A 23993-nucleotide genomic window follows, 5' to 3' on the forward strand; every position below is an offset into this window, starting at 1 on the left:
GTCATGAAAAAAGAAGACATCACACATTTTGCTGTGCAATGCCTTCTTCCGCATCATTTCTTACTGTTTATTCTGCTTATTCTGTTTTAACTCTTTTTTCCATGCCATATAGCTTGTGTACTCTTCACTCTTTTTGAACTTGCGTTTTTTCAGAATGAACATCACAAGTGAGAGGATGAATCCTACTACACCGATGGTCGCAATTGTCTTTAAGATCACAAGTAATTTTGGTTGTACAAATTTAATGGTTGTATTTTCACCAACACCGTTCATAGCAACAGAGTTTGCTAATACATACAGGTCATGGTGGCATGCCTCACGCATTGCTGTTACCATAACCGGATCATTTTTATATGCCGGTAATTCTTTGGTCACATACGGCATCATGGCATCATAGGTTGTAACACCACCTGCCATCACTCCGTCCGGGCCATTGACATATGGATTAAGAACGTTGTCTGTGATGGTAAGTCCATTGCTGCCCCACTCATTTCTCATGATTCCGGTCATCAATCCTTTGTTACCGCCGGACCAGATACATCCCCAGCGTGTGTAAGCAACCATGGTTCCGTTTGCATTTCCTTCTTCAAATACATCCTGGAATGCTTTTAAATATACTTCACGTGCTGCCTGCTCAGAGAGCCATACGCCAAGACCAATACGATCCTGCTCGCAGTCATTTAATGCAAAGTGTTTCATTACGACATGAACACCTTTTTCCTGGATAGCTGCCACTTCGTAAGCACTCATTTTTCCGGAAAGGAATCCGTCTTCACTGTAGTACTCGAAGTTACGTCCGCCATAAGGAGTTCTGTGGATATTGTTACCCGGTCCGTAAAGAATCGCAACGTCTGCAGACAGACAGTTATTACCGATCACTTTACCAATTTCTGTCATAATATCCGTATTGAAAGTTGCTGCCATCACATCCTCAGATGTAAATGCAGTTGCTGTCAGTTTTTCTTTATCATTATTACCGAATAAGGAAGCGGTCAGTCCCTGTGGTCCGTTCTCATCACGGGAACCCGGAGCCTGGATCGATTTGATCGGCATTGTCCAGTGGAAGGAGTCGCCAATTAAAGTTACCATCTCGTCATAGGTAAGCTGGTCTAATAAAGTATCCCAGTCAGCATCGTCATAATCTTTACCGATCATATCGTATAAAGTAAGACCATTTTTTGCACCTAATGTCGGCATCTCTACCGTATCATAATCTGCTGCATCATACTGAACTAACTGCAGGTCATCGATCATAGTATCTGTCAATGCAAATACCGGAGATTCTGTCGGGAATGTTCCCTCCCAGTCATTACGTGAAAGGTAAGTTACGGAGTTATCTCCGGCGCCTTCGTAAAGGTTCATATCGGAATCAGATAACTGGTTTGTCACCTCTGCACCACTCTTAGATACTGCATAAGTAGTGGTATCTAATGTATCATTTGTCCACTGGAATGTAAGTTCTGCATTACCTTCTGCATCCATTCCATTCTCAGCTGTAAATCCTTTTGCTGCAAGAATGTTGTTTACAGCATTGTGTGCATCTGTTGCTGCTGTAAAATAGTAATCACCTGCATCTAAGATATATGTTTTTGCACCGTATGCATCATAAGATGCGATATCTGCCCTGTCCACATTGATCGTTAATGTCTGGGACTCACCCGGAGCCAAAATATCAGTTTTGCCGAATCCGCATAACTGTACTGCAGATTTCTCTACAGAATTCTCTTTGTCATACTCTGTATATGGAGACTGTGCGTAAATCTGAACGGTCTCTTTTCCGGAATAAGTATCACCTGTATTGGTAACTGTCACATTAAAGTTATAAGAATCTGTCGCAGCATCATAAACGCCCGTCATGTCACTGTACTCGAAATCTGTATAGCTTAATCCATAACCGAATGGGAATGCCACATCATCGCTGTATACATAGCTTCCTGCATTTCCGGTTCCCATAACCGTGTCTTCATAACGTGTCTCATAATATTTGTATCCAACGTAGATACCTTCCTGATATACCATGTAGCTTTTTGCTTTTTCAGGAATCAGTTCTTCTGTATAGCCTTCATAAATCATCGGCATGAAGTTGGCCATGGCCGGTGAAGAATAATTGTCATAGCAGTAGGTATCCACAAGGCTTCCGGATGGATTGACGTTACCTGCAAGGATATCAGCCACTGCATTGATACCTGTAATTCCGACATCGCCGATCCACAGACAGGCATCTACATTATAAGTATTGTCTTTTAAGAAATCTACCTGTAATGCATTTGCAGAGTTGATCAGCACAATGATCTTGCTCACTGTTCCGTCTGCTTTCATTGCTGCCACATTGGAAAGCATTTCTTTTTCATTGTCATCTAATGCAAGGTAATTGACATCGCCGTATGCAAGGTCGGCACCCTCACCGCCTACACGGGATAATGTGACGATTGCCGCATCACCATAAGAGCTTACAGAATCTTTCACTTCGTCTGTGTACTCATTCCATGGAACTTCAGTTACAACGGCACTTGCAGTTGCGATCGTACCACCATTTCCACGTTTGTACATTCCCATCTCTTCGGATTCATAGAAGTTCCAGAGTGTTTCATTTACATTGAAACCTGTTTTTTCCATTGCAGTTTTTAATGTATCTGCTGTGGAAGCGTCAATGTTACCGGATCCTGTACCACCATACACAAGGTTTACAGATGAATTGGAAAACAGACTGACATTGTCCCCTTCTGCCAGAGGAAGTGCGTTATTCTCATTCATAAGAAGCGCTGCACCTTCTGCCTCCACCTGCTGGACAAGCTGTAATCCGTAGTCAACCATATCTTCTGTAGACTCAAAGTCAGAGGTAAAGTACTGTGCACTTTCATCCTCGTTCTGTAATTTCCAGAATGTTCCTCCGACGAAAATAGCCAGTGAATTATCAAAAACGTTTAATAAACTGTACAGCGGCACAAAGATCACTGCCAGAATTGCACATACAATTGATAATCCTTTCCATGGACGGATCGCTCTGTGTTTTGCTTTACGGAAAGCCTTCTTACGGGCTTTCACTTCTTTTTTGTTCTCTCCCATAAATTTTCTCCATTTCTTTTTTCAAACTTCGTCATTTTGACGGAATTTATTTATGATGTGTCCTTATTTTATTAAAATTTTGTTAAAAAATCAACAAAGTGGACTTAGTCGGTTCATTTTGTGACGTAAGTGGCATAAAAAAATACAGCCTATAAGACTTTCATCCTATAAGCTGTATCTTTTGCATAAATTATGTTTTCTATAATTTTTATTTTAATCCTTTGGTCAATGGAATCAACATTAACAGTGCGATAATGCCGACAAGTCCGATCACAACACCAAGTACCATTTTTCCAAATACCATGCATAAACACATTCCAATTCCAAATAAAAGTGCTCCAAAGATAGATAAAATGATTGTACCAACTGTTTTTCCACTTAAATGGATTGGCTCTTTTCCTTCCATTCTTCTCCATACGATCAACGTGATAAGAAGAATTACAAGTCCGATCACACCTGCGATAACTCCCTGCTGAAACATTCCCCATTCTTCGATCAGTGCCATGCACATTCCAAGTGCAAAGAATACCATTCCGATTGTTCCAAGTATTAATGCTGCAAAATTACTTTTTTTCATGTTTATTTTCCTCTTTTCTTTGTATTATTTATTGTAGCTATAATGTACATCTTCTTTTTTTAATAATTGTTTGACTATTGTTTTAGAATTGTTAATCTTGCTTTTTTTCTTCTAAGAACTTGTCTACAAATGCATCTTCGATTTTCTTGTAGGTTCCAACTACTCCGTCCTCAATTCTGTGGTAAGTTCCTACGACTTTCTCCGCTGTTTTTCCAGTTTTTAATGTATATCCGGAAGGACTGCTCTCATCCTTCTCCAAAAAAGTATCCGTAAATTTTTCTTCAACTTTTTTGTAACCATCTACTACTTTCTGTCCAATTTTTCCTATTTTTAACTGATATTCAGCCATAATGCTTTCCTCCGTTTTTCTGTTGTTTTTTTATTGCTTTACTTTATGGACTGATTCTAACGTCTGATTGTTTCATTATTGCTTGATTTTTGTTTTAGAATTGTTAATTGTTGACTAAAAACTAAGACTTTTTCAATATAAAAAAGTCCATGCATCTGTATTTCTACAAACACATGGACTAACCATTATAACCTCTCGCATACCACCCTGCACCGTTTTTTATGGAATGCAATGCCATACGCTAAAATATCACACCTTCCATTCTCCCTGAGTGTTTCATCGTATCTGCGATTTTTAATCTGCGCCATTGCATTTTCACATGCTTTGTCAAGACCGCTAATAGATGCCGCATGCTTTACCTCAATGATAATGCCTGCATCCGGATTTTCTGGTTCTATGAGAATATCACTATACCCGTCTCCTGACTCTCTGTTCGATTTTATCAGCCAGTCCGGATTGCTTCCCCGCAGCAAACCTAATAACAGTCCATGATAGAAATTCTCTTTCTGTTCCTCGCGCGCTTTTGTATCCAGCACGCTGATCATCCTGCTCATGATAACATTCAACTGTTTCTGCAATTCTTCTGCATCTGCGTTCAAAATTGTCTTTGAAAACTCTGGCATAGATTCTTCTTTTGCAACAGAACGCTGAAACCATTCCTGTATTTGCAGAACAAATACCTCATGAACTTCCCTATTCGGAATAACCAGCTCGTAGACGCCACTCTCTGGATTTCCTATATTCGTAAGATACCCTGTTGTAAATAAAACACTCCATACATTGTCTATGCTATTCTCAATTTCATCATAGGTCAGATCCAGACGAATCCTTTTTGTTACCGATTTTCCGGTAACAAGCCGTTCTATTTCATCCTTCGTTGATTGATCTGCCTTATCCACGAAAAGTTTTACCAGATCATTTCCACTGCTATTGATCCAGAATGCACTTGGTTTTGCATTAGAATCTGTCAATAATTTTTTCACAAAATTAATGACATCCCACGGACAGTATATGTCTGCGTTGCCAAAATGATATCCATCGTACCACTCTTTTATATCCGAATAGCGCTCCGTACAATGATAATATTTTAACATCTGCATCACTTCTGCATCTGTAAATCCAAAGCCTTCCTCATGCTCTATATCAACAATCGAATTAATCTCAAAATTATTAAGTCCGGTAAAAATGCTCTCCTTAGAAACACGTAAACACCCTGTGAGTACCGCAAACTGCAAAAATTCATTTGTCTTTAGCGCCTGCCCGAAAAGTCCCCTGATGAGCGAAACCATCTCCTGATAATACCCATTCTTAAAAGCCTTATCCAACGGAACATCATACTCATCAATAAGGATTACCACTTTCTGATCGTAGTGCAGATAAAGCAACTGTGAAAGCAGTCTTAAACTGTCAACAAGATTAACGTCCTCATTCAAAAGCATTTTTTCAAATTGTTTTCGGTCTTCAACCGTCAGCTTATCACTTGTTTTCAGATAATAATGTCTCCGGACCTCGTTATTAATAATGGTCATAAGCATTTTCTGTGCATCTGCAAAATGAAGTCCCTCTACTCCCTTAAGCGATAAAAAAATAACAGGATACTTTCCCATGTATTCCGCACACAGTTTTTCTTTTTCCGAAATATACAAGCCCTGAAAAAGCGATTTCTCTGCACCAATTTCAAAAAAGCTCTTTAGCATACTCATATTGAGTGTTTTGCCGAAACGGCGCGGTCTGGTAAAAAGAGTCACTTCACCCCAGCTTTGTAAAAGCTGCTCAATCAATTTTGTCTTATCCACATAATAAAAACCTGCTTCACGTATTTTTTTAAAATCATCTATTCCAACCGGTAATTTTAATGTATCATTCATGGAAGCCTCCAAAAAAAATCCGCTATACTATTTACATAGTATAACGGATTCCTACTAAAAAAACAATTCTCTTACTTTATTCCTGCCGGAATTCTTCCGGCACATCCTCATAAGTTTTCCATTTTTCCATGGCTTCTTCCAGTGACATTCCCTCACTTACCGCGTGTTTTCTCACAGCATTGACAGCCTGGATCTCTTTCATTCTGGCTCCTGTTAAAGTGTAGCCCTTCATGGCCCAGAGTGTTGCAAGCCATGCGATCATCGGTACGATACAGAACAGGATCAGAACAACGCCATGCATTCCGGAAGAATATGGTGTCTTGCTGTCCGGTAATGTCTGGATACCGATCATTGCAACTGCTGCACCAACGATGGTAGATCCAAGAGAACTTACTAATTTATCTACAAGTGAGAATAATGTTCCCATAATTCCCGGCACATACTGTCCGGAACGGTATGTCTCATAATCGGAACAGTCTGCAACCATCGGAATCGGCATATCTGCTGTTGCATAATATGCACCATAACCGATACCAAAGAATAACACAAATAACACCGTGTATACATTGATGGATCTCAGGCTTAAGTTAAATGCCGGAACCCCCTGATTCCATAACAACAACAACACTAAAACTCCAATGTACATGACCAGTGCAAGCATTGTATAGCGCACCAGTGAAGCTTTCTGTCCATGCTTCTGTGATGTCTTTACCGTCAAAAGGAAGAACGGAACAGAGAAAATATATCCGACGATCATCATTGGAAGATACAGTCCGCCGTAGTCTCCCATCATTGCTCCGTAAAGCATACAGAGTACTGTCATATTCGTTGCGATGGAGAAAGCAAGCTTACATCCCGCTCCTGCGACCATAAGACGCTGCAGCTCTTTGTTTGCTTTTAAAATAGCAACATATTCTTTTAATTTTACTTTTTCCTGTTTATTGCCAACACCGAAAAATTCCGGTCTGTCTTTCTCCCAGATACCGATCACTGCAAGAAGTGTCAGCACTGCAGATACCACGATGGCAAGCGGGATCATAAAATCAAAAAAGTTTGCGCTGTTATAGCCGCCAAGACGGTCACCTAAGATCGGTGCCAGAAACTGTACAAGTCCCATACCGATCAGGCTGGCGATCGTATTAAAAATAGTAAACATCGGGCGCTGTTTCGGATCGTTTGTCAGACAAGTCTGTCCGGAACGGGTACAGGCTGTCTGGAATGTGTATCCGATAACATATAATGCATAAAATAACACAAAACATGCATAGCGCAGCCACTGCATGTCCGGTGCGATGATCCTCGTTCCAAAATACAGTAAAATGGAAGAAACGATCATGATCACATTTCCGATTACCATGTATGGACGGAATTTACCGAATTTTGAATTTGTCCGGTCGATCAAAGCTCCGATGATTGGATCCGTCACGGCATCAAAAAGACGCATAACGGTTACCATTGTCGTTGCAAACATAAGCGCAAGTCCTAACACTCCGTTTGCATAATATGCGATAAAATTCATGGTGAGGATATAATAAACATTTGTCGCACCATTGTTCATCGGGAACAGCACAAGCTGATACGGTTTTGCCCGGTTCATTCCGGCTGCCTGTGCAGTGGTTTTTTCTTTTTGATTACTCATTATTTCTTCTCCTTTGGAATATCCTGCTAAAATCTATACCCAGTTTTCACTCTTTTTCGCTTCTTTTTTCAGCTTATAATCCGGATTCTCTTTTTCTGTGTGATGAAGTACCATCGCATCCTTCACACTTCCGGCTACAGCTTCGATCTTATTCTCTTTTTCCATAGGAAGCTGGAAGGTAAAAATATGATTTCCGCTCTTCTGCTCGATCAGCTCTCCGTTATTGTATAAGGATACGACCGGCTGGTTTGTGTAAACTTTAATGGTCGTTGTATCCTCAGAACGGTCACTGCGGCGTGATCCACACAGATGTACAAATGGTTCGTCACTCCAATATGCTTTATATAAGAAGAAACTGTCTTTCTTTGTCTTGCGGTCAAATGTCACAAGTCCCTTATGGTTCATGCCCGGCTCGCCGCCCTGATTTCTAGCATCTGCCGCAAAATCAAACATATTCCACACATAAGTGCTCCACATAAATGGATGACGCTCGAAACATTTGATCATATACTCATGATATTTTGCCTGATATTCCTCAGTATGGTCTCCACGTCTCGGTCTTCTGCTGTGAAGGTTTGGCATACCTTCCGCGCCATACTCGGAATAACCGATCGGGCGGTTCGGGAATACAAGGTGGAAAAATCTTAAGAACAGATCATTTAAGAAAAATCCCGGTACATACCATCCCAGATATAAATTCCATCCAACCAGATCTGTGATGTGTGCAGAACGGTTAAATGGTCCGCACATTGCATAACATGCTAACGTTGTCAGTCTTGTCGGGTCCATCTTGTGGCAAAGATCATTTAACACATGATGATTGTCCAACATATCTTTTTTGTCCTTTGTACTGATGGTAATCTCATTGGATACGCCCCATACTACAATTGACGGATGATTGTAATTCTGAACGATCAGCTCTCTCATCTGGCTGATGGTGTTCTCTCTTCCGCCCGGCATATGTTCCGAAATGTATGGAATCTCTGCCCATACGACCATACCTCTCTCATCACAGAGATCATAAAAATACTGGTCATGCTGATAGTGTGCGAGACGAATCGTATTTGCCCCAAGTTCGCAGATCATATCCATATCTTCATCATGGTTTTTTGTTGAAATCGCATTTCCTAATGCTTTAAAATCCTGATGTCTGGAAACTCCGTGAAGTGGATAATGCTCTCCGTTTAAGAAAAATCCCTTCTTTGGATCTACCGAAAAAGTACGGATACCAAAACGGTTCGTGATCTCATCCTTCACTTCCCCATTTACGGTCAGCGTTGCAACTGCCGTATAAAGGTATGGATTTTTTCTTCCATGCCAGCGGATTGGATTCTGGATATTAAGATTTACGTCACATCCGTTCCCTTCTGCAACTACTTTTCCGTCCTGATCTTTGATCTGAACGTTTACCTGTGCTTCCTCTGTATTGGTAAATGTTTCGATATGAACATTCGCTTCGTTCTCTTTTACTTCCGGTGTGATCTTAATTCCGTTACTTCCGAGGTAATCTAAGTCAAAATGCTCTTTTGACACGATCAGGAAACGGACATCGCGGTAAATTCCGCCATAGAACGTAAAATCGGCTTTCTGCGGATATACTTTTCCATTGACGGAGTTGTCCACGGTCACTTCCAGTTTATTCCGGTCTTCTAAAACCTCTGTGATATTGATGCGGAATGTGGAATATCCGCCATCATGATGTGCAAGTTCTTTTCCGTTCACAGTCACATCACTGCTTGCATTTACACCAAGAAACTCCAGATATACTTCCTCTGCCTCCGGATCAAATTCCGGTTTTTCAAATGTTTTCTCATAGTGGCAGGTTCCTCTGTAGTAATCATTTCCTCCGTCCTGTCCGTCTTTTGCATTCCATGTATGTGGCAAGTTCACCTGCTCTTGTCTGTTGTCAGGTCCAATGAAAAGCCACTGCTCCATCAGATTTTGAATTCGTCGCATATAACACATCCTTTTTATTATTTATGGTGCCTGTCACTTTGTATCGTTTCAGGCTATTTTTATATATTGTTCCAATTTCAATACATAAATAATAAATAAAATTCGTTAATTTTTCAACGAACCTGACTTAGTCGGTGCTTTTTGTGACGTAAGTGGTGTTCCTTTGTAAATACGAAACCGTCTATCCAAACTATATGTATAATTCAGACAGACGGTTGTTCTTTTACTTCACCGGGAGCAGCACTTCCAGATTGAAACAGTTCATCTCTGTGGATACTGAGATATCCCCCCCGTATTTCTCTGCAATGTGCCGGATACTCTTTAACCCAATCCCGTGATACTGCTTGTTTTTCTTCGTGGTCTTTGGCAGATCATTCTCATACTCCGGTGCTCGCTCGATTGGATTCGAAAAACGGATATATAAAAAATGCTGCTTTTCTGCGACACAGATATCGATAAACCGCATCTCTTTCTCTGAAAACTTTTCCACACACTCGATCGCATTGTCAATAGCATTTCCAAACAGTGCATAAATATCAATGGAATCCATAAAGAAAAGCTTCTTTCCATCGATCACACAGTGCATGGTAATATCTCTTGCCTCACAGATCAGGCTCTTCTCTGAGAGCAATGTATCCAGAATCTCATTTCCTGTTTTTACGATAGAGTCGTAAATGCGGATTGACTGTTCCAGTTCTTTTAAATTTTTCTCCCGCTCTGTCGGGTTTTCAATATGCCGCATTGCAGCCACCTGATACTTCAGATCGTGACATTTGCGGTCGATCACCTGCATCTGGTCTTTCGCGATCTCGTACTGCTTCTTCTGCTGGTACCACATGCGCTCCATCAGCGCATACTCCTGCTTTACTTCGCTTTTTTTGAAAAGCTCTGCCTGCAGATACAAAAAAGTCACGCAATATAACTGAACCAGAACCGCAAGATTGGATTCTCCACGGTTCTGGTAAAAATTGTAGTAAGAAAACAAGGATAAGAAAAGCACTGCTGCTGCTGAGAGTGTTCTTCTTGGTCCTGCCTGGTAAAATCCATTTCTCGGAAGCCAGCGGAACAGCGTGATGGACAATAGCAGATACACCGCTGCAAAAAACAGAAGTGAAAAGAGATATTGCAGCACCCGCGGCTGCTGCTCAATGGCAGAAACGCGATGTAGACTGTTCCAGATAATATTGATACAATGATATACAATGAGCGGCCAGACCGTACAATAAATCATTTCCCAGCTTATTTTTTTGCTGATCAGTCCAACAGCAATCATCGTGATCACAAAACGCATGAAAAACTCTGCGATCAGATGTTCCCCGATTGCCGGAATGAGCAGTCTTGCTGCAAGCATGACACACCAAGCCCCACAAAGTATCAGACCGTTTTTTATTTTTTTCTTTTCCATGACATGCAATGGCATGAGAAACAGATACACACATACCAGCAATAAAAAATACCTGAAAAATCATGATACCAAAATCACGAACCATTCTTAACTTCTCCCTACACTGCGGATGAGTGCCGTCATAAAGTTTTTCTTACTGCGGCGGCTGATCTGCAGTTCCTCTCCTTCTACGATCACCGTGTCATCCTTAATCTCTGCAACATGTGTCAGACCTACCAGACACCAGTTGCTACATTTTGCAAACAGCCCCTTTGGAAGCTCCTCTTCCACATTTTTCAAGCTTCCGCGCACCTCAAAATTGCCCTGTTTTGTGTGATAGCGCAACACATGATTCTGGATCTCCACATAAAAAATGTCTCTGGAATCAATCTTTTTGACGCCGGTTCCCGTCTGGATCATCACCGGTTTGCTTCCGCGGTTCTCCACCAGCTGCATGGCACGATCCATCTTATTGGCAAAATTCAGGTACTGGATCGGCTTTAAGACAAAGTCCAGTGCGCCCACTTCATATCCTTTGATTGCATAGTGCGCCATGTTCGTAATGAACATGATGACTACCTGGGCATCCCTTTTACGGATCTGCTCTGCCGCATCCATGCCGTTTGTTCCCGGCATCTCAATGTCCATCAGGATAATATCATAATCTCCGTTATAAACTGCCAGAAAATCATCCGCTTTCTCAAAAGGTGTCGCCTCAAATGCTGTATCACGTTCCTGTTCATATTGTTTTATATAAATAAAAAGTGTGTCACGATAACCCTGATCGTCTTCCACAATTGCTATCCTGTTCATGTCTGCTCCATCTTTATGAATCCTGCATTTTGGCAGTGTTCTTCACTACCTTCTTTTTTCCGTATCTCTTATTATAACAATTCACATTTGCAGTGTCTAGGTTTCGTATGCAAAAAGATTGATGAGCCCGCCAAAAGGTATTGGGCGACAGCAAAATCCCACCGGCAGATAGGATGTTCCTGTTCGCTTCGCTCACGAAGGAAATCATATCTGCCGGTGGGATTTTTCTATCTTGTTGTATCGTTGCTGCCATCATCTTCGAGGTCAAAATGTTTGACAAGCGCTTCGAGTGTTGCAGCCTGTGCAGCCAGCTCCTCTGATGTTGCAGAAGTCTCCTCTGCAGATGCAGAATTATCTTCCACTGCCTTGGAGATTTCTTCGATACCAAGTTTGATCTGCTCAATGTTTTGATTCTGCGTCTGGTTATTCTCTGCACTCTTCCCTATCATACCATTCACATTTTCAATCGCATCCAATACTTCCTGCATGGAGACAACCACATTCGCTGCAAGTTCTGTTCCACGCTCAATCTCCTGAATGGATACTCCAATGAGGTCTTTCGTATTATTTGCAGCCTTGGAACTTCCTTCTGCAAGCGATCCAATCTCAGAAGCAACCACTGCAAATCCCTTACCGGCTTCACCGGCTCTTGCCGCCTCAATCGAAGCATTCAGTGCCAAAAGATTCGTCTGATCTGCTATGTCTTCGATTGTCTTAATGATGCTGACAACTTCATTGGAAGTCTCTGTGATCTTGTTCATCGCATCTGTCATCTGATCCATCTGCATTCTGCTGTCCTGCATCATCTTTGTGACACGTGCCGTTTCATCTGCTGATTTTAATGCATCGTCTGTATTCTCTTTTACCTGCTCAGATACAGAAACTGAAGTTGCGACAAGTTCTTCCACAGAAGCTGCCTGTGTGCTTGCACCCTCAGCAATATTCTGGGCTGCTCTCGAAAGATCATCTGCACCAGCCGAAACCTGTGCGGAACTGTTGATGATATTCTCGATCATTCCCTGTAATGATTCTGAGATATGCATCATTCCATCTTTTACTTTTGCAAAATCACCTGCATAATCGTATTTTAATGTAAATTTCAGTTTTCCATCGGATAAACGGTTCAGGACATACGCAATCTCATCAATATAATTAATGTATTCTTTTAACCGGTTTACGGTCTTCTGGATGGAATCTGCAAGTTCTCCAATCTCGTTCTCTGAAGAAACGTCGAGCGATACATCCAGATTACCCTCTGCCAGTTCCTGTGCCACCTCATTTAATGCAACGATCGGTTTTGTGATATTGCCTGCCAGACGTCTGATTGCCATAATGATAATGACAACTCCAACAATTACAAGCAGCAGTACAATAATGATACACTGGATCAGGCTTGCTAAATATTCGCTGGAAGGCATACAGCTTAACGTATAATAATCGGTCGTTCCGATTCTTCCGACATATCCATACTTGCTGCTTCCATCTGCTTTATACTTCACAGATGTTCCGTTCTGACTCTGAATTGCTTTCATCACGGAATCCGAAACGTTCAGCTCGGAAAGATTTTTCAACTGGTTATCTGAATTAGGATGATAAATAATGGTTCCATCCGATGTTACTAAAATAACAAATCCATTGTTTCCAATCTTATAAGCCGAAAGCAGTTCATCAATATGCTCAAGTGCGATATCCGCTCCTGCAACACCAATGATATTCTTGCCATTTTCATCATAAACCGGAGCTGCTGCACTTAAGATCAGATTTCCGGTACTCGCCTCCACATAAGCACTTGTCAGGATCGTACTGTTCGTCTCCACTGCACGATACCAGGTACGCTCTGTGATTTCAAAGCTGCTGTCACTTGTAAACCCGTCTGACTGTGTCGCCACATTAGCATCAATATCTCCAAGCCAGACTGCCTGAATGTTATCACTGTCTGCTGCTGCAATTTTCTCCATCTCGTGAAATACCGTCTGATAGTCTGCCGACTCTGTGATCTTATCTCCTGCTTTTGTCTCAGTAAGCAGTGTCCGCACATCTTTGTCAAGCGCCATCTGCTCCACAATGGTCATATACTCCTGAAAAAAGATTTCAAGCTGGTAAGATGCTGCCTTCGACTGCATCTCCAGATCATTCTTCTGTGCACTTAAGCTGACATTTCCAACCATAACTGCGACCACAACCGCAACCACCATAAAAATCGCAATCACAATGGTAAGAATACGGCTCTGGATTTCCTGCGCAATCCGCTTTTTCTTTGTTTTCATATCAAATCTCCTCTTTGGTTTTTCTGACATCTTCTCGAAATGTAACAATCTATTTTTATTATAATACTCTTTCTGCCAAAAGCAAACAAATTCGGGCATTTTCAGAAATTTTTCGTCAGTTTGTTTTCTCATCACTCCATAAATGCGACAGCGGCTGGAAGGTATATCCCATGTCCTCCCATCTTGTGAGCAGCTCATCTAAAATTTTACCATTGGTGGATGATGTATTATGTAACAATACAATTGCGCCCGGATGGATGCGTCCGATCAGTTTTCCATAAGCCTCCTCCTCTGTCGGCTGTACATCCGCATTCCAGTCCACATAGGCGAGGCTCCAGAAAAAGGTCTTATACCCCAATTCTTTTGCCATCGCAAGATTCTCTGTACTGTATTTGCCCTGCGGTGGTCTGTAATACTTTGTCATCTCCTGTCCGGTCACTTCCTGAAACAAACTGCTGACTGCATCGAGCTCTTTCTGAAACGACTCTTTGTCCGAGATTGCCGACATATCCGGATGATGATAGGTGTGATTTCCCACCGTGTGTCCCTCTGTAACCATCCGTTTGACCAATTCCGGCGCACTCTCCAAAAAATGTCCCACGACAAAAAAAGTTCCCGGTGCATTGTGTTTTTTGAGTGCATCCAGAATTGCTCCTGTATTGCCATTCTCATAGCCGCAGTCAAATGTGAGATAGATCACCTTTTCCTCTTTACTTCCTATATAATAGGTATCATACTGCTTTAACTCATCCGCCGTGGCATTTCCGGTCGGCTGCAGTTCCTTTCCAGACTCGCCAAAGCCAAGTCCCCAGTTATCGACTGCCGCCTCGATGTGCATCGTCTCCTCTGTTTCCCTGTCAGACTGCCACTTTGCCACGACGGCTGCGCTTCCCCAGCCGAATAAAAACATCACTGCAAAAAGCAGCAGGCTGGAACGGTATTTTAATAAGAATGCTTTCATTTTCTGCTCCGCATATCTTCTCTTTTTATGTATACGAAGCCAGACGTTGTCCTATTCATTTTGTTTATAACCACAGCGAGGACACACACCAACGCCCTTATAGATGTAACCGCAACGGTAACAGCAAATCGTATCGTGTTTTTCCTTTGCAAGATAAGATTCTTTTCTGGAAAATGGTTTTTCCTGCAGATAGCGCACAAAATCTTCTAGCACCTTTGCAAATTTTTCCATCTCTTCATGCTCCACTGCCAGCGGAAGTTTTGTCTTACTTCCATTCTTCTGATATACATAAATGCCCCGGTTTAATAGTCCTGTAACAGCCTGGATAGACTCAATATCCATCACCGGAATGTAATAGGAAGTCATCCATGCGCTGTAGTAAAGGTTCTCTGGTGTCAGAAGAACCCCTTCTTTTCCTGACTCATCCTTTGATTTGTCTACCAGAAGCACCGGATACTCAAACTTTCCGATTCCGTTTGCAAAATTATCCACTGCTCTCTCAAAGACAGCTGTCTCCTCCGGTTCCGCCTGCTTCTGCCACACTCTTTTTGCCGGATAAAAATGACACCGTTTCGACTCTGTCACACCGGCTTCGTCAAATGCATTCAGCAATTTGCTGACTAAAAGCCCGCACTCATCCGTTTTAATCTTGGACATGCGCTGCTCCAGTTCTTTTAATGCATCAAATTTCAACTGAGGAAGGAAATCGCCATCCTCTAACTGCTTTGCTGCTTCGCTGGCATCCTCAAAATCCATCCTGCCGACATCTCCGCAGATTTCCTTTATTTTTTTCTCATCCATAGCACGAATCCTGTTCTCCACTTGTTCCGTGTACGGTCTGACAATATCCGGACTGATGCTTTCTTTTTTTATGTCATCCAGCAGAGAAACCAGTTCCTCTCTTGTTTTTCTTCCCGGCTGGTTGACAAGCCGCTGCACCTGCGTCAGACGCTTCAATTCCTCCTGGCGGGCCTGTCTGCCTCTCTCAGCATTTGTTGATGTGTCTGCACTGCCTGTTGATGCGGCATACTTTGATGCGTTTCCACTGTCTACTGATGAGCCGTATTTTGATGGAATTCTGCTGTCTGCCGGTCTTATATTTCCGGATGGATTCTTTCTTCCTGTTGTTGACGCATTTTCTGATGATTTTGTATTTTCAACCGATTCTGTCTTCTTTTGCGGGCTCCTCTCAAATGTCTGCTCTGCATTTCTTGCACGCCCTGTTTTTCTTTTGCAGATTGCGTTTCCTCTACTGACGTACCGTTGGTTTTCTCTACCGTTTTTTCTGTGTTTTGTCTATAACCTTTTCTGTGCTCTGCCGTGGATTTTCCTTACTGTTTTGGTTGTTTTCCCACACTGCGCCCTTATTTTCCTGCGTTTTTCTCTTGCTTTTCCTGTAATTGCAGAGGAATCTTCTCTTAGTTTTTCCACAGTTGTTGTGGCATTTTCTTTTGCTTCTTCCAGATTTGCATGAGATATTCCACTTGATTTTCCCGCAGTTACAGGTGCGTTTTCCCTCGGTTTCTCCGAATCTCTTCCCGGCTTTCCAAATGCTCTCTCAGAGTTTCCATCCGATTTGTCTACATTTTTTTCGTTTTGCCTGATTCTTCTGCATTACGTTCCAATTCTGTATCCGGCTCATCTTCCGCGGCTCTTTCCGTATCTGCATCCTTCTCATCATCTGCGTTGCAATCCGCATCTGTTTCCATCTCATCCTCGCCGCGGATTGCTTGCTCCAATCGTCTTACACCCTCATCCGAATAAAATCCTTCTTCCATTTTCCGCATAGTCCGGAACAGTTCCAGTTCTGACAATTCCGGCAGATGCCCGATCAGTTCTGTAATTTCCTGTTCCTCATCCTGTGCTGGAGATGAATCCGTGCATTCCGTCTCCATTGCCATTTTTTTGTCCACATACTCGTTGTATTTTGTATTCACATTCCGCCCGGCAGTGCGCCCTAAAAGCTCCTGATAATCCTCATAGGCAGTCTCATCCCGCTCAAAATCCATTTTGTACACATCCCCATCCACCAACAGACGCTTTGGTCTTGGCGTATACATGCAACAGCACTTTTTACAACTGTAAACGCGGGCAATGCGGACTGCCCCCTCTTCTGTCTCAATCTGAAATTCCCTGCCTTCCGGGTAAACTGCCATGTAAAGCTGGCTTCCACACTTCGGGCACAGATATCCGGCCAGATAAAAGTTATTTCCGATCCGGTTCCGTCTCCGCTCTGCAAGCGTGGTATCCCGCATCAAAAAACTGCTCGCCGCCTTTTTCCAGACCAGCTTATGCCACAATCCCTGCAGCTCCTCTTCCTCCGGCAGTAAAACCTCCTCGGGTTCATCTGACAGCACTGCCTCGATCACGTCCTCATAGGTCAGACGGATTTTATTTTTATAGAAGCGGAAATGTTCCGGTCCATACTGCGATTCCACCTGAAATTCCCCAAGGATCTGCGCAAACAACCGGTTCAGCTGCACATAATCTCTGTCCACACGGAGTCCCTTGATATTTCCCCACTTTCCAAACGCATAAAGCACCATATTCAAAATATCCCGCACATTTGGGTGCTGCTCCACGGCAGCGATCATCTGCTCCTCTGCTTTCAGTTCAATAATATTCGTCACCACAAGCTTCGTATCAAAGTTGAAAAAAAGTGACCGCACGCTCCCCTGCAGGATCAGATAATCCCCAATCACAAAAAACATGCCGTTCCACTCCACAGGCACATCCATCATTTTGATCAGTTTCTGAAAGGTTAAATTCAATTCTTTATCCGCTTTTAAAACTATCATGTTATCCTCCGTTCTCTTGTGGTTATTATACCATGAACTTCAATTAAGTTTATAAAGTTTTTATATATTCTGTAAACACCTTATTTTTCTGCTTTCGCCCGTTCATTGTTAGCACTCATTTAAAAAGAGTGCTAATTTTCTATTGACTTTTGCAGACAAGGGTTATAAAATCCTAGATATAAGTTGAAATGCAATGATTCAGATATTTGATAAGTGCATTTTATAACAGAGTATAAAATAATTAGTTTTACTTATGGATAGAAAAAGGAGTGTTATATTATGGCTGAGAAACATGGAAATCTTTCAATCAACAGTGATAACCTTTTCCCGATCATCAAGAAATGGTTATATTCCGATCACGATATCTTCTATCGTGAATTGATCAGTAATGGCTGCGATGCCATCACAAAATTAAAAAAACTGGATATGATGGGCGAGTACGAATTACCTGCTGATTACAAACCACAGATTCAGGTTATTGTAAACCCGGACGAAAAAACGTTAAAATTCATTGATAACGGTCTTGGTATGACAGCTGATGAAGTAGAGGAATATATCAACCAGATCGCATTTTCCGGTGCTACTGATTTCATCGAAAAATACAAAGACAAGGCAAACGACGATCAGATTATCGGTCATTTCGGACTTGGTTTCTACTCTGCATTCATGGTAGCGGATCAGGTAACGATCGATACTTTATCTTATAAAAAAATGCCACACCAGTCCATTGGGCATGTGACGGCGGCACAGAATTCGATATGACAGACGGCACAAAGGAAGGCGTCGGTACAGAGATTACTTTATACCTGAATGAAGACTGTCTGGAGTTTGCAAACGAATATCGTGCAAGAGAAGTCATTGAGAAGTACTGCTCTTTCATGCCAACCCCAATCTTCTTATCTAAGGCAAATGCTGAGACAGAATATGAAACCATCGATGCAGCAGATAAGTTAGATACTGATACCGTTGTGGAAGAAATCCACGAGGAAGCAAAAACAGAGGAAAAAGAAAATGAAAACGGTGAAAAAGAAGTCGTTGAAGTTTCCCCTGCAAAAGAAAAATTAAAAATTGTAAAACGTCCGGTTCCATTGAACGATACCAACCCATTGTGGGCAAAGAATCCAAAAGACTGCACAGACGAAGAATACAAGGAATTTTACCGCAAAGTATTCTTAGACTACAAAGAGCCTCTGTTCTGGATCCACCTGAACATGGACTATCCGTTCAACTTAAAAGGAATTTTATACTTCCCGAAGATCAATACAGAATACGATTCTATTGAGGGAACCATTAAGTTATATAACAATCAGGTGTTCATCGCAGATAACATCAAAGAAGTCATTCCTGAATTCTTAATGTTATTAAAAGGTGTAATCGACTGCCCGGATCTTCCACTGAACGTATCCCGTTCCGCTTTACAGAACGATGGATTTGTAAAGAAGATCTCCGAATATATCACCAAGAAAGTTGCGGACAAACTCATCGGCATGTGCAAGACCGAAAAGGAAAGCTATGAGAAATACTGGGATGACATCAGCCCATTTATCAAATTTGGCTGCTTAAAGGATACAAAGTTCTGTGACAAGATGAACGACTACATCCTGTTCAAAAACTTAGATGACAAGTATCTGACTCTTCCTGAATTATTAGTGAAGGAAGAAGAAAAGAAAGACGATGCGGAGGTATTAGACAAAGATGGTAATCCAATTGCAAACACTGGCGATGCTGCTGCATCTGATAATACTGCTGATGGCAGCGACACTTCTGCTGACAGCGAAAAGGATGAACGTAAAGTTATCTACTATGTTACCGATAAAGTCCAGCAGGGTCAGTACATTAAGCTCTTCAAAGAACAGAACATGCAGGCAGTGATCTTAGATCACAACATTGATACCTCTTTCATCACACAGTTAGAGCAGCGCAATGAAAAATACAAATTCATGCGTATTGATGCGGATGTGACAGAATCCTTAAAGGATGAGACTTCTGCAGAAGATCTGAAAGCTGAGACAGATGCTTTGACAGAAGTATTCAAAAAAGCTCTGAACAACGATAAACTCACTGTGAAAGTGGAGAAGCTGAAAAATGAGAACATCTCTTCTATCATCACACTTTCCGAAGAAGGAAGACGTATGCAGGATATGATGAAGATGTATGCCATGAACGGTATGGGCGGCATGGACATGAATATGTTTGCTGCTGACCAGACACTTACTTTAAATGCTAACAACGAACTTGTAAAATACATTTTCGAGCACAAAGATTCCGAGAACGTTCCGATGTTCTGCGAGCAGTTATACGATCTGGCTGTGCTCTCCAACCATCCGTTATCTGTAGATGAGATGACAAAATTCGTGGAGCGCAGCAATAAAATCATGATGCTGCTGGCAAAATAAATCGAAATATACCGGAGTTTAACGAACGTAGTGTCGCAGATTCTGCAGTGCTTTTATGGGTTGTGAGGGGCAGATATAAGCGCCCTCTCACAAGGCAAATTTATATGTAATGAAAAAGAAAAATGGTATAAACGAAATATTATGTTTCTGTTCGCCGGGCATTACGATGGGCTTCTGAACAACAATCATGTTCAGCAAAGGCTTCCATGATTGTTAGAATCCCATCTCCATGGCTCACAAAGAAAATAATATTTGTTTATACCGTTTTTCTTTCATTTACGTTATGAGTGACTTGTGGGAGAACGCCTATACATGCCCAATTTACGCTGTGGCTTGCACCACAGAATCTGCAATTTACGTTATGGAACTCACGGTTATGGGAGGAGTGCCTATTGGATAACGACAGAAATCAATCTGTATTCCCATCATAATTTAAGTTCAACTTCTTTGAATGAATTTTAATAGAATCAAATAGATGATTTCCATTGATACCAAAAGACTCCATCTTCTTCACAAGATGGCTCCGGAATGGGAGTTTATTAGTTTTACAGAATGTGAAAATATAGCTAGTATTGAATTGCTTAAGAAATTAGGATATAAGAATCTTGGCTATGTTCCAAGTCTGGATTCTCAAGCATTCGGCAAATGGACTACAATGGACACGGAGGAAGAATTTGCTCATCTGGGCAAATAACTTCTGGTCGCCTAAACACTTATTACCACAATACAACAGAATAACCCACACTGTGTCAGAGTATATAGAAAAAAATCAGCGGCAGATGCCTCCACGGTCACTGCTGCAGGAAAAGGATGGATAAAACTATGAAATTTATTTCCTGGAATGTAAACGGACTTCGTGCCTGCATGCAAAAAGGATTTTTAGATTTTTTCAATGAAGTGGATGCAGATTTTTTCTGTGTCCAGGAAACAAAATTACAGGAAGGGCAGATTGCCCTTGATCTCCCCGGCTACCATCAGTTCTGGAATTACGCCGAAAAAAAAGGCTATTCCGGCACTGCCATTTTTACAAAACACGAACCACTCTCTGTCTCTTATGGCATCGGCATCCCGGAGCATGACCATGAGGGGCGTGTCATCACATTGGAATACGATGCTTTTTATCTGGTTACCTGTTACACTCCGAATTCCCAGAACGAACTGGCAAGACTTCCTTACCGCATGCAGTGGGAAGAAGATTTTCTTGCCTTTCTGAAAAGGCTCGACGAGGTAAAACCTGTCATTGTCTGTGGAGATCTGAATGTTGCACATGAAGAGATCGATTTGAAGAATCCAAAAACCAACCGCAAAAATGCCGGTTTTTCCGATGAAGAACGTGCAAAGATGACCACTCTGTTAAACTCCGGATTCACAGATACTTTCCGCTATTTTTATCCGGATAAAGAGGGGATCTACTCCTGGTGGTCTTACCGGTTCAAGGCACGTGAGAAGAACGCAGGATGGCGTATTGACTATTTTATCACTTCCAGATGTCTGGACGAAAAGCTGCAGTCTGCCGGAATCCATACGGAAGTGTACGGCTCTGACCATTGTCCGGTGGAACTTATTGCAGACGCCTGATGCAGCGATAATATGTTTTTTAACGTCGTTTCGCATAAGATAAAAAGGGCGTGTGAAAAAACTCTCGTTTTTTCACATGCCCTTTTTACCTCTTTCAGATTTTTTACATGATCCTATTTTTCATGATTACCATTCCCTTTTTTTGTATCTCTTTCCTGCTGCAAACAGAATACTGCATCCTGCACAGAGAATGAGCGTCCATACCATCCACAGGGAGTTGTCTCCTGTTTTTTGGCGATCTGCCTGTCAGAGTGGTATTCACATCCTCATATACCAATGCATAGGTTGAGAAACCATCCGTTGCAAATGTAAACTGATTCGTGGCTGCATCGTAATTTCCATCGATCAGTGTTGCTACACCATCATGGATTCTGACGATCCTGTAAGTGCGTTCAATACTACTGTCATGGTTCACAAGGTTCTGCGGAATTGTGATTGCTATATACATTGGTGCGAATAAATCTGTAATCTGGCGATCCGCTCTTCCTGATATCTTCAATGTTAAATCAAGATTTAAGTATTGTCCAATCACATTGTTTCCAAGAACACTCTGAATGAGTGCAATCTCTTCTTTTGTTGGTGTCATGCCGGATGCACTCAAAACAAACTGCGTCTTGTTTCCGGCTTTTACTGCCTTGTTCTCGTCTTCACTTAACTTTGCAAGATTCAGAAGCTGATCTGCTGCACTTGCGATATTGATTGCAGGGACTCCCTCTCCGCTTACTGACTGTGCAGTTATCGCATTATCTGTAGATCCCGCAGCCGAAGAGGCAGTTGTGGAAGATGTATTGGAACTTTTTTCCGTTTTTGCATTACCATTATCCGCTTTCTTTGCTGTTTTCACAATAAAATAAGTTGAGAACTGATTTGTCTCAAAAGTCAGCGTACCATTTTCCGACACAGACGTTGTAAGTTTTGTGAGGTTTCCGTTATGCTCCCTTACAACCTCATATCCTGCCGCCGTGTCATAATCAGCCACTTGTAGTTTCATTTTTACAGGCTGGTCTAACTGCGTGACTGGATTCTCCCAGTTAGTTCCATCTCCCTTGCTGACAATCTGGTCTAAAGTCAGGTTTACTGCTTCTGCACTTACTGCATTTTCTACCTGTGCAAGTGCATTTGTTGTATTTGCATCCGAATCCTCCACGGTAAGACGCAGATTTCCACTTGGAGCCGCATTTGCTCCATTTTCAACAGAGGCGGAAGAAACTTTTGTTCCTGTTGTATTAATTTCATCCTGTGTCTGTGTGAAGATTCCTTTAAAATGCACGTTGGTATCCGGCATTGTGAAGGTGAAGGTGGATACCTCCGCCTGCGGTGCCAACGTAACTCCTCCATTAAGTGATACACCTTTCAACTGATAACCATAATCCGGGGTTAATCTTACCGTAACTTGTTTTCCGGCTTCTACTGCAATATGTCCACCTTTCTCATCCCCTGGATTGTTTGCAAACGGTATACTATATAAATCATATACACCTTCTACCGCAACCACCTGCGCTTTTCCATGCTCTAAATAGGCATCTTCTCCATAGGTCTGTCTGTCATATGCCCATGTAATGGTTCTCACAGAATGATCGATCTGGATATGCTGTGTTCCCGCTGCATTTAACGCTATCGCTGTCTGCTCGGATTTTCCCTCATCTGCGGACTTTCCCGGAAACTGCAGACTGTATTTTGTTTCATCACAGGAAACGTAAAATTGTATAGATGTTATGTCAGCTTCAAACACATATTCTTTTGTACTGTTGGTATCTAAACCTGTCAATTGACTGAAACTGCTGCCACCATCCTTGCTTACATATATCTGTATATCTTTAGAAACCATGTCTGCAAAGCCGTTACAGGCATCCCCCTCCAATTGTAAGCGAATCCTGTTATCTGTTGACTGCCCCGGCTGTCCTTGCGAACCCTTTTTTTCTACGACCAGTGTAATAGAATCTGGGAATCCTCCTTCACCCTCCCGTTCTGCCAGTGAAGTTTCATTCTGATTTACCGTAAGATATGTTTGAAATCCATCGTTTGAATACACACGAATCTGCATCTTATCTGGATCAAAGTTCTCGAGTTTAAATTTTACACTCCCTAAATTCCCCTCTGATATAGAAACTTTAGAATCATTTAATTCTGCACCTTCCACCGTTAACGCAACATCTGTGCCCTCTACGTCATACGTGACAGTGCTGCCATTCACAGTACCTGCAAAATTCAACTCAATTGATCTGCTGCCTTGTCCTCCTTCATTCTCTGCCGACACATTCATCCCCGGCAGGACACCGAATAGCAGTACCAATGTCAGCAGGACACTGACTGCTTTCTTCCACGCCTTTCTCATCTGCTT

At 42.0% G+C, this 23993-nt stretch carries 15 protein-coding genes and 1 pseudogene; 3 read left to right on the forward strand and 13 right to left on the reverse strand.

The window, feature by feature from the left end; genetic code table 11:
• Nucleotides 1-60: 60 nt before the first annotated feature.
• The 12 genes from ROSEINA2194_RS08320 to ROSEINA2194_RS08380 all read right to left on the reverse strand — a co-directional run bounded on the left by ROSEINA2194_RS08320 (nucleotide 61) and on the right by ROSEINA2194_RS08380 (nucleotide 17678).
• The gene (locus tag ROSEINA2194_RS08320; protein WP_007885638.1) at nucleotides 61-3066 is read right to left on the reverse strand and encodes a beta-glucosidase; all 3006 of its coding nucleotides are present in this window, start codon (nucleotides 3064-3066) and stop codon (nucleotides 61-63) included.
• Between the two features lie 208 nt (nucleotides 3067-3274).
• Nucleotides 3275-3643, reverse strand: a complete 369-nt coding sequence (locus ROSEINA2194_RS08325) for a hypothetical protein (protein ID WP_007885640.1) — start codon at nucleotides 3641-3643, stop codon at nucleotides 3275-3277.
• A gap of 91 nt (nucleotides 3644-3734) precedes the next feature.
• Nucleotides 3735-3992 (reverse strand): hypothetical protein, encoded by a 258-nt coding sequence (locus ROSEINA2194_RS08330; RefSeq protein ID WP_007885642.1) that lies wholly within the window; start codon nucleotides 3990-3992, stop codon nucleotides 3735-3737.
• A 185-nt stretch (nucleotides 3993-4177) separates the two neighbouring features.
• Complete coding sequence (locus ROSEINA2194_RS08335) at nucleotides 4178-5860, reverse strand: AAA family ATPase (protein WP_007885644.1); 1683 nt, start codon at nucleotides 5858-5860, stop codon at nucleotides 4178-4180.
• A gap of 76 nt (nucleotides 5861-5936) precedes the next feature.
• A complete protein-coding gene (locus ROSEINA2194_RS08340; protein ID WP_007885646.1) occupies nucleotides 5937-7499 on the reverse strand; it encodes an MFS transporter in 1563 nt (520 codons plus the stop codon).
• Between the two features lie 33 nt (nucleotides 7500-7532).
• Nucleotides 7533-9455, reverse strand: a complete 1923-nt coding sequence (locus tag ROSEINA2194_RS08345; protein ID WP_007885648.1) for a glycoside hydrolase family 2 protein — start codon at nucleotides 9453-9455, stop codon at nucleotides 7533-7535.
• Between the two features lie 223 nt (nucleotides 9456-9678).
• A complete protein-coding gene (locus ROSEINA2194_RS08350; RefSeq protein WP_172727075.1) occupies nucleotides 9679-10860 on the reverse strand; it encodes an ATP-binding protein in 1182 nt (393 codons plus the stop codon).
• Between the two features lie 87 nt (nucleotides 10861-10947).
• Nucleotides 10948-11652 carry a LytR/AlgR family response regulator transcription factor gene (locus tag ROSEINA2194_RS08355; protein WP_007885653.1) on the reverse strand — a complete coding sequence of 235 codons (705 nt, stop codon included), beginning with the start codon at nucleotides 11650-11652 and terminating at the stop codon, nucleotides 10948-10950.
• Nucleotides 11653-11879: 227 nt separating this feature from the next.
• The gene (locus ROSEINA2194_RS08360; RefSeq protein WP_044927512.1) at nucleotides 11880-13919 is read right to left on the reverse strand and encodes a methyl-accepting chemotaxis protein; all 2040 of its coding nucleotides are present in this window, start codon (nucleotides 13917-13919) and stop codon (nucleotides 11880-11882) included.
• Between the two features lie 115 nt (nucleotides 13920-14034).
• The gene (locus tag ROSEINA2194_RS08365; protein WP_007885656.1) at nucleotides 14035-14880 is read right to left on the reverse strand and encodes a delta-lactam-biosynthetic de-N-acetylase; all 846 of its coding nucleotides are present in this window, start codon (nucleotides 14878-14880) and stop codon (nucleotides 14035-14037) included.
• A gap of 51 nt (nucleotides 14881-14931) precedes the next feature.
• Nucleotides 14932-15837 (reverse strand): hypothetical protein, encoded by a 906-nt coding sequence (locus ROSEINA2194_RS08370; protein WP_044927513.1) that lies wholly within the window; start codon nucleotides 15835-15837, stop codon nucleotides 14932-14934.
• 623 nt (nucleotides 15838-16460) lie between these two features.
• The gene (locus tag ROSEINA2194_RS08380; protein WP_007885661.1) at nucleotides 16461-17678 is read right to left on the reverse strand and encodes a hypothetical protein; all 1218 of its coding nucleotides are present in this window, start codon (nucleotides 17676-17678) and stop codon (nucleotides 16461-16463) included.
• A gap of 279 nt (nucleotides 17679-17957) precedes the next feature.
• On the opposite strand from ROSEINA2194_RS08380, the pseudogene htpG reads away from it, so the two are divergent.
• The 3 genes and pseudogenes from htpG (at nucleotide 17958) to ROSEINA2194_RS08395 (ending at nucleotide 21652) form a co-directional block, all read left to right on the forward strand.
• A pseudogene (gene htpG, locus ROSEINA2194_RS08385) lies at nucleotides 17958-20074 on the forward strand (molecular chaperone HtpG).
• Between the two features lie 475 nt (nucleotides 20075-20549).
• A complete protein-coding gene (locus ROSEINA2194_RS08390; RefSeq protein WP_007885665.1) occupies nucleotides 20550-20768 on the forward strand; it encodes a hypothetical protein in 219 nt (72 codons plus the stop codon).
• Between the two features lie 128 nt (nucleotides 20769-20896).
• The gene (locus ROSEINA2194_RS08395; protein WP_044927525.1) at nucleotides 20897-21652 is read left to right on the forward strand and encodes an exodeoxyribonuclease III; all 756 of its coding nucleotides are present in this window, start codon (nucleotides 20897-20899) and stop codon (nucleotides 21650-21652) included.
• Between the two features lie 103 nt (nucleotides 21653-21755).
• On the opposite strand, the gene ROSEINA2194_RS08400 is transcribed toward ROSEINA2194_RS08395, so the two are convergent.
• Nucleotides 21756-23987 (reverse strand): InlB B-repeat-containing protein, encoded by a 2232-nt coding sequence (locus tag ROSEINA2194_RS08400; RefSeq protein WP_007885669.1) that lies wholly within the window; start codon nucleotides 23985-23987, stop codon nucleotides 21756-21758.
• Between the last annotated feature and the right edge of the window lie 6 nt (nucleotides 23988-23993).

It is taken from the genome of Roseburia inulinivorans DSM 16841 (assembly GCF_000174195.1).
Lineage (GTDB): Bacteria > Bacillota > Clostridia > Lachnospirales > Lachnospiraceae > Roseburia > Roseburia inulinivorans.

What these genes read in the sequence shown, in the direction of transcription:
- ROSEINA2194_RS08390 (WP_007885665.1), top strand. Translation starts at nt 20,550, where the DNA reads ATGATTTCCATTGATACCAAAAGACTCCATCTTCTTCACAAGATGGCT.
- ROSEINA2194_RS08350 (WP_172727075.1), bottom strand. Translation starts at nt 10,860, where the DNA reads ATGGAAAAGAAAAAAATAAAAAACGGTCTGATACTTTGTGGGGCTTGG.
- ROSEINA2194_RS08330 (WP_007885642.1), bottom strand. Translation starts at nt 3,992, where the DNA reads ATGGCTGAATATCAGTTAAAAATAGGAAAAATTGGACAGAAAGTAGTA.
- ROSEINA2194_RS08380 (WP_007885661.1), bottom strand. Translation starts at nt 17,678, where the DNA reads ATGATAGTTTTAAAAGCGGATAAAGAATTGAATTTAACCTTTCAGAAA.
- ROSEINA2194_RS08355 (WP_007885653.1), bottom strand. Translation starts at nt 11,652, where the DNA reads ATGAACAGGATAGCAATTGTGGAAGACGATCAGGGTTATCGTGACACA.
- ROSEINA2194_RS08340 (WP_007885646.1), bottom strand. Translation starts at nt 7,499, where the DNA reads ATGAGTAATCAAAAAGAAAAAACCACTGCACAGGCAGCCGGAATGAAC.
- ROSEINA2194_RS08345 (WP_007885648.1), bottom strand. Translation starts at nt 9,455, where the DNA reads ATGCGACGAATTCAAAATCTGATGGAGCAGTGGCTTTTCATTGGACCT.
- ROSEINA2194_RS08335 (WP_007885644.1), bottom strand. Translation starts at nt 5,860, where the DNA reads ATGAATGATACATTAAAATTACCGGTTGGAATAGATGATTTTAAAAAA.
- ROSEINA2194_RS08365 (WP_007885656.1), bottom strand. Translation starts at nt 14,880, where the DNA reads ATGAAAGCATTCTTATTAAAATACCGTTCCAGCCTGCTGCTTTTTGCA.
- ROSEINA2194_RS08360 (WP_044927512.1), bottom strand. Translation starts at nt 13,919, where the DNA reads ATGAAAACAAAGAAAAAGCGGATTGCGCAGGAAATCCAGAGCCGTATT.
- ROSEINA2194_RS08320 (WP_007885638.1), bottom strand. Translation starts at nt 3,066, where the DNA reads ATGGGAGAGAACAAAAAAGAAGTGAAAGCCCGTAAGAAGGCTTTCCGT.
- ROSEINA2194_RS08395 (WP_044927525.1), top strand. Translation starts at nt 20,897, where the DNA reads ATGAAATTTATTTCCTGGAATGTAAACGGACTTCGTGCCTGCATGCAA.
- ROSEINA2194_RS08325 (WP_007885640.1), bottom strand. Translation starts at nt 3,643, where the DNA reads ATGAAAAAAAGTAATTTTGCAGCATTAATACTTGGAACAATCGGAATG.
- ROSEINA2194_RS08400 (WP_007885669.1), bottom strand. Translation starts at nt 23,987, where the DNA reads ATGAGAAAGGCGTGGAAGAAAGCAGTCAGTGTCCTGCTGACATTGGTA.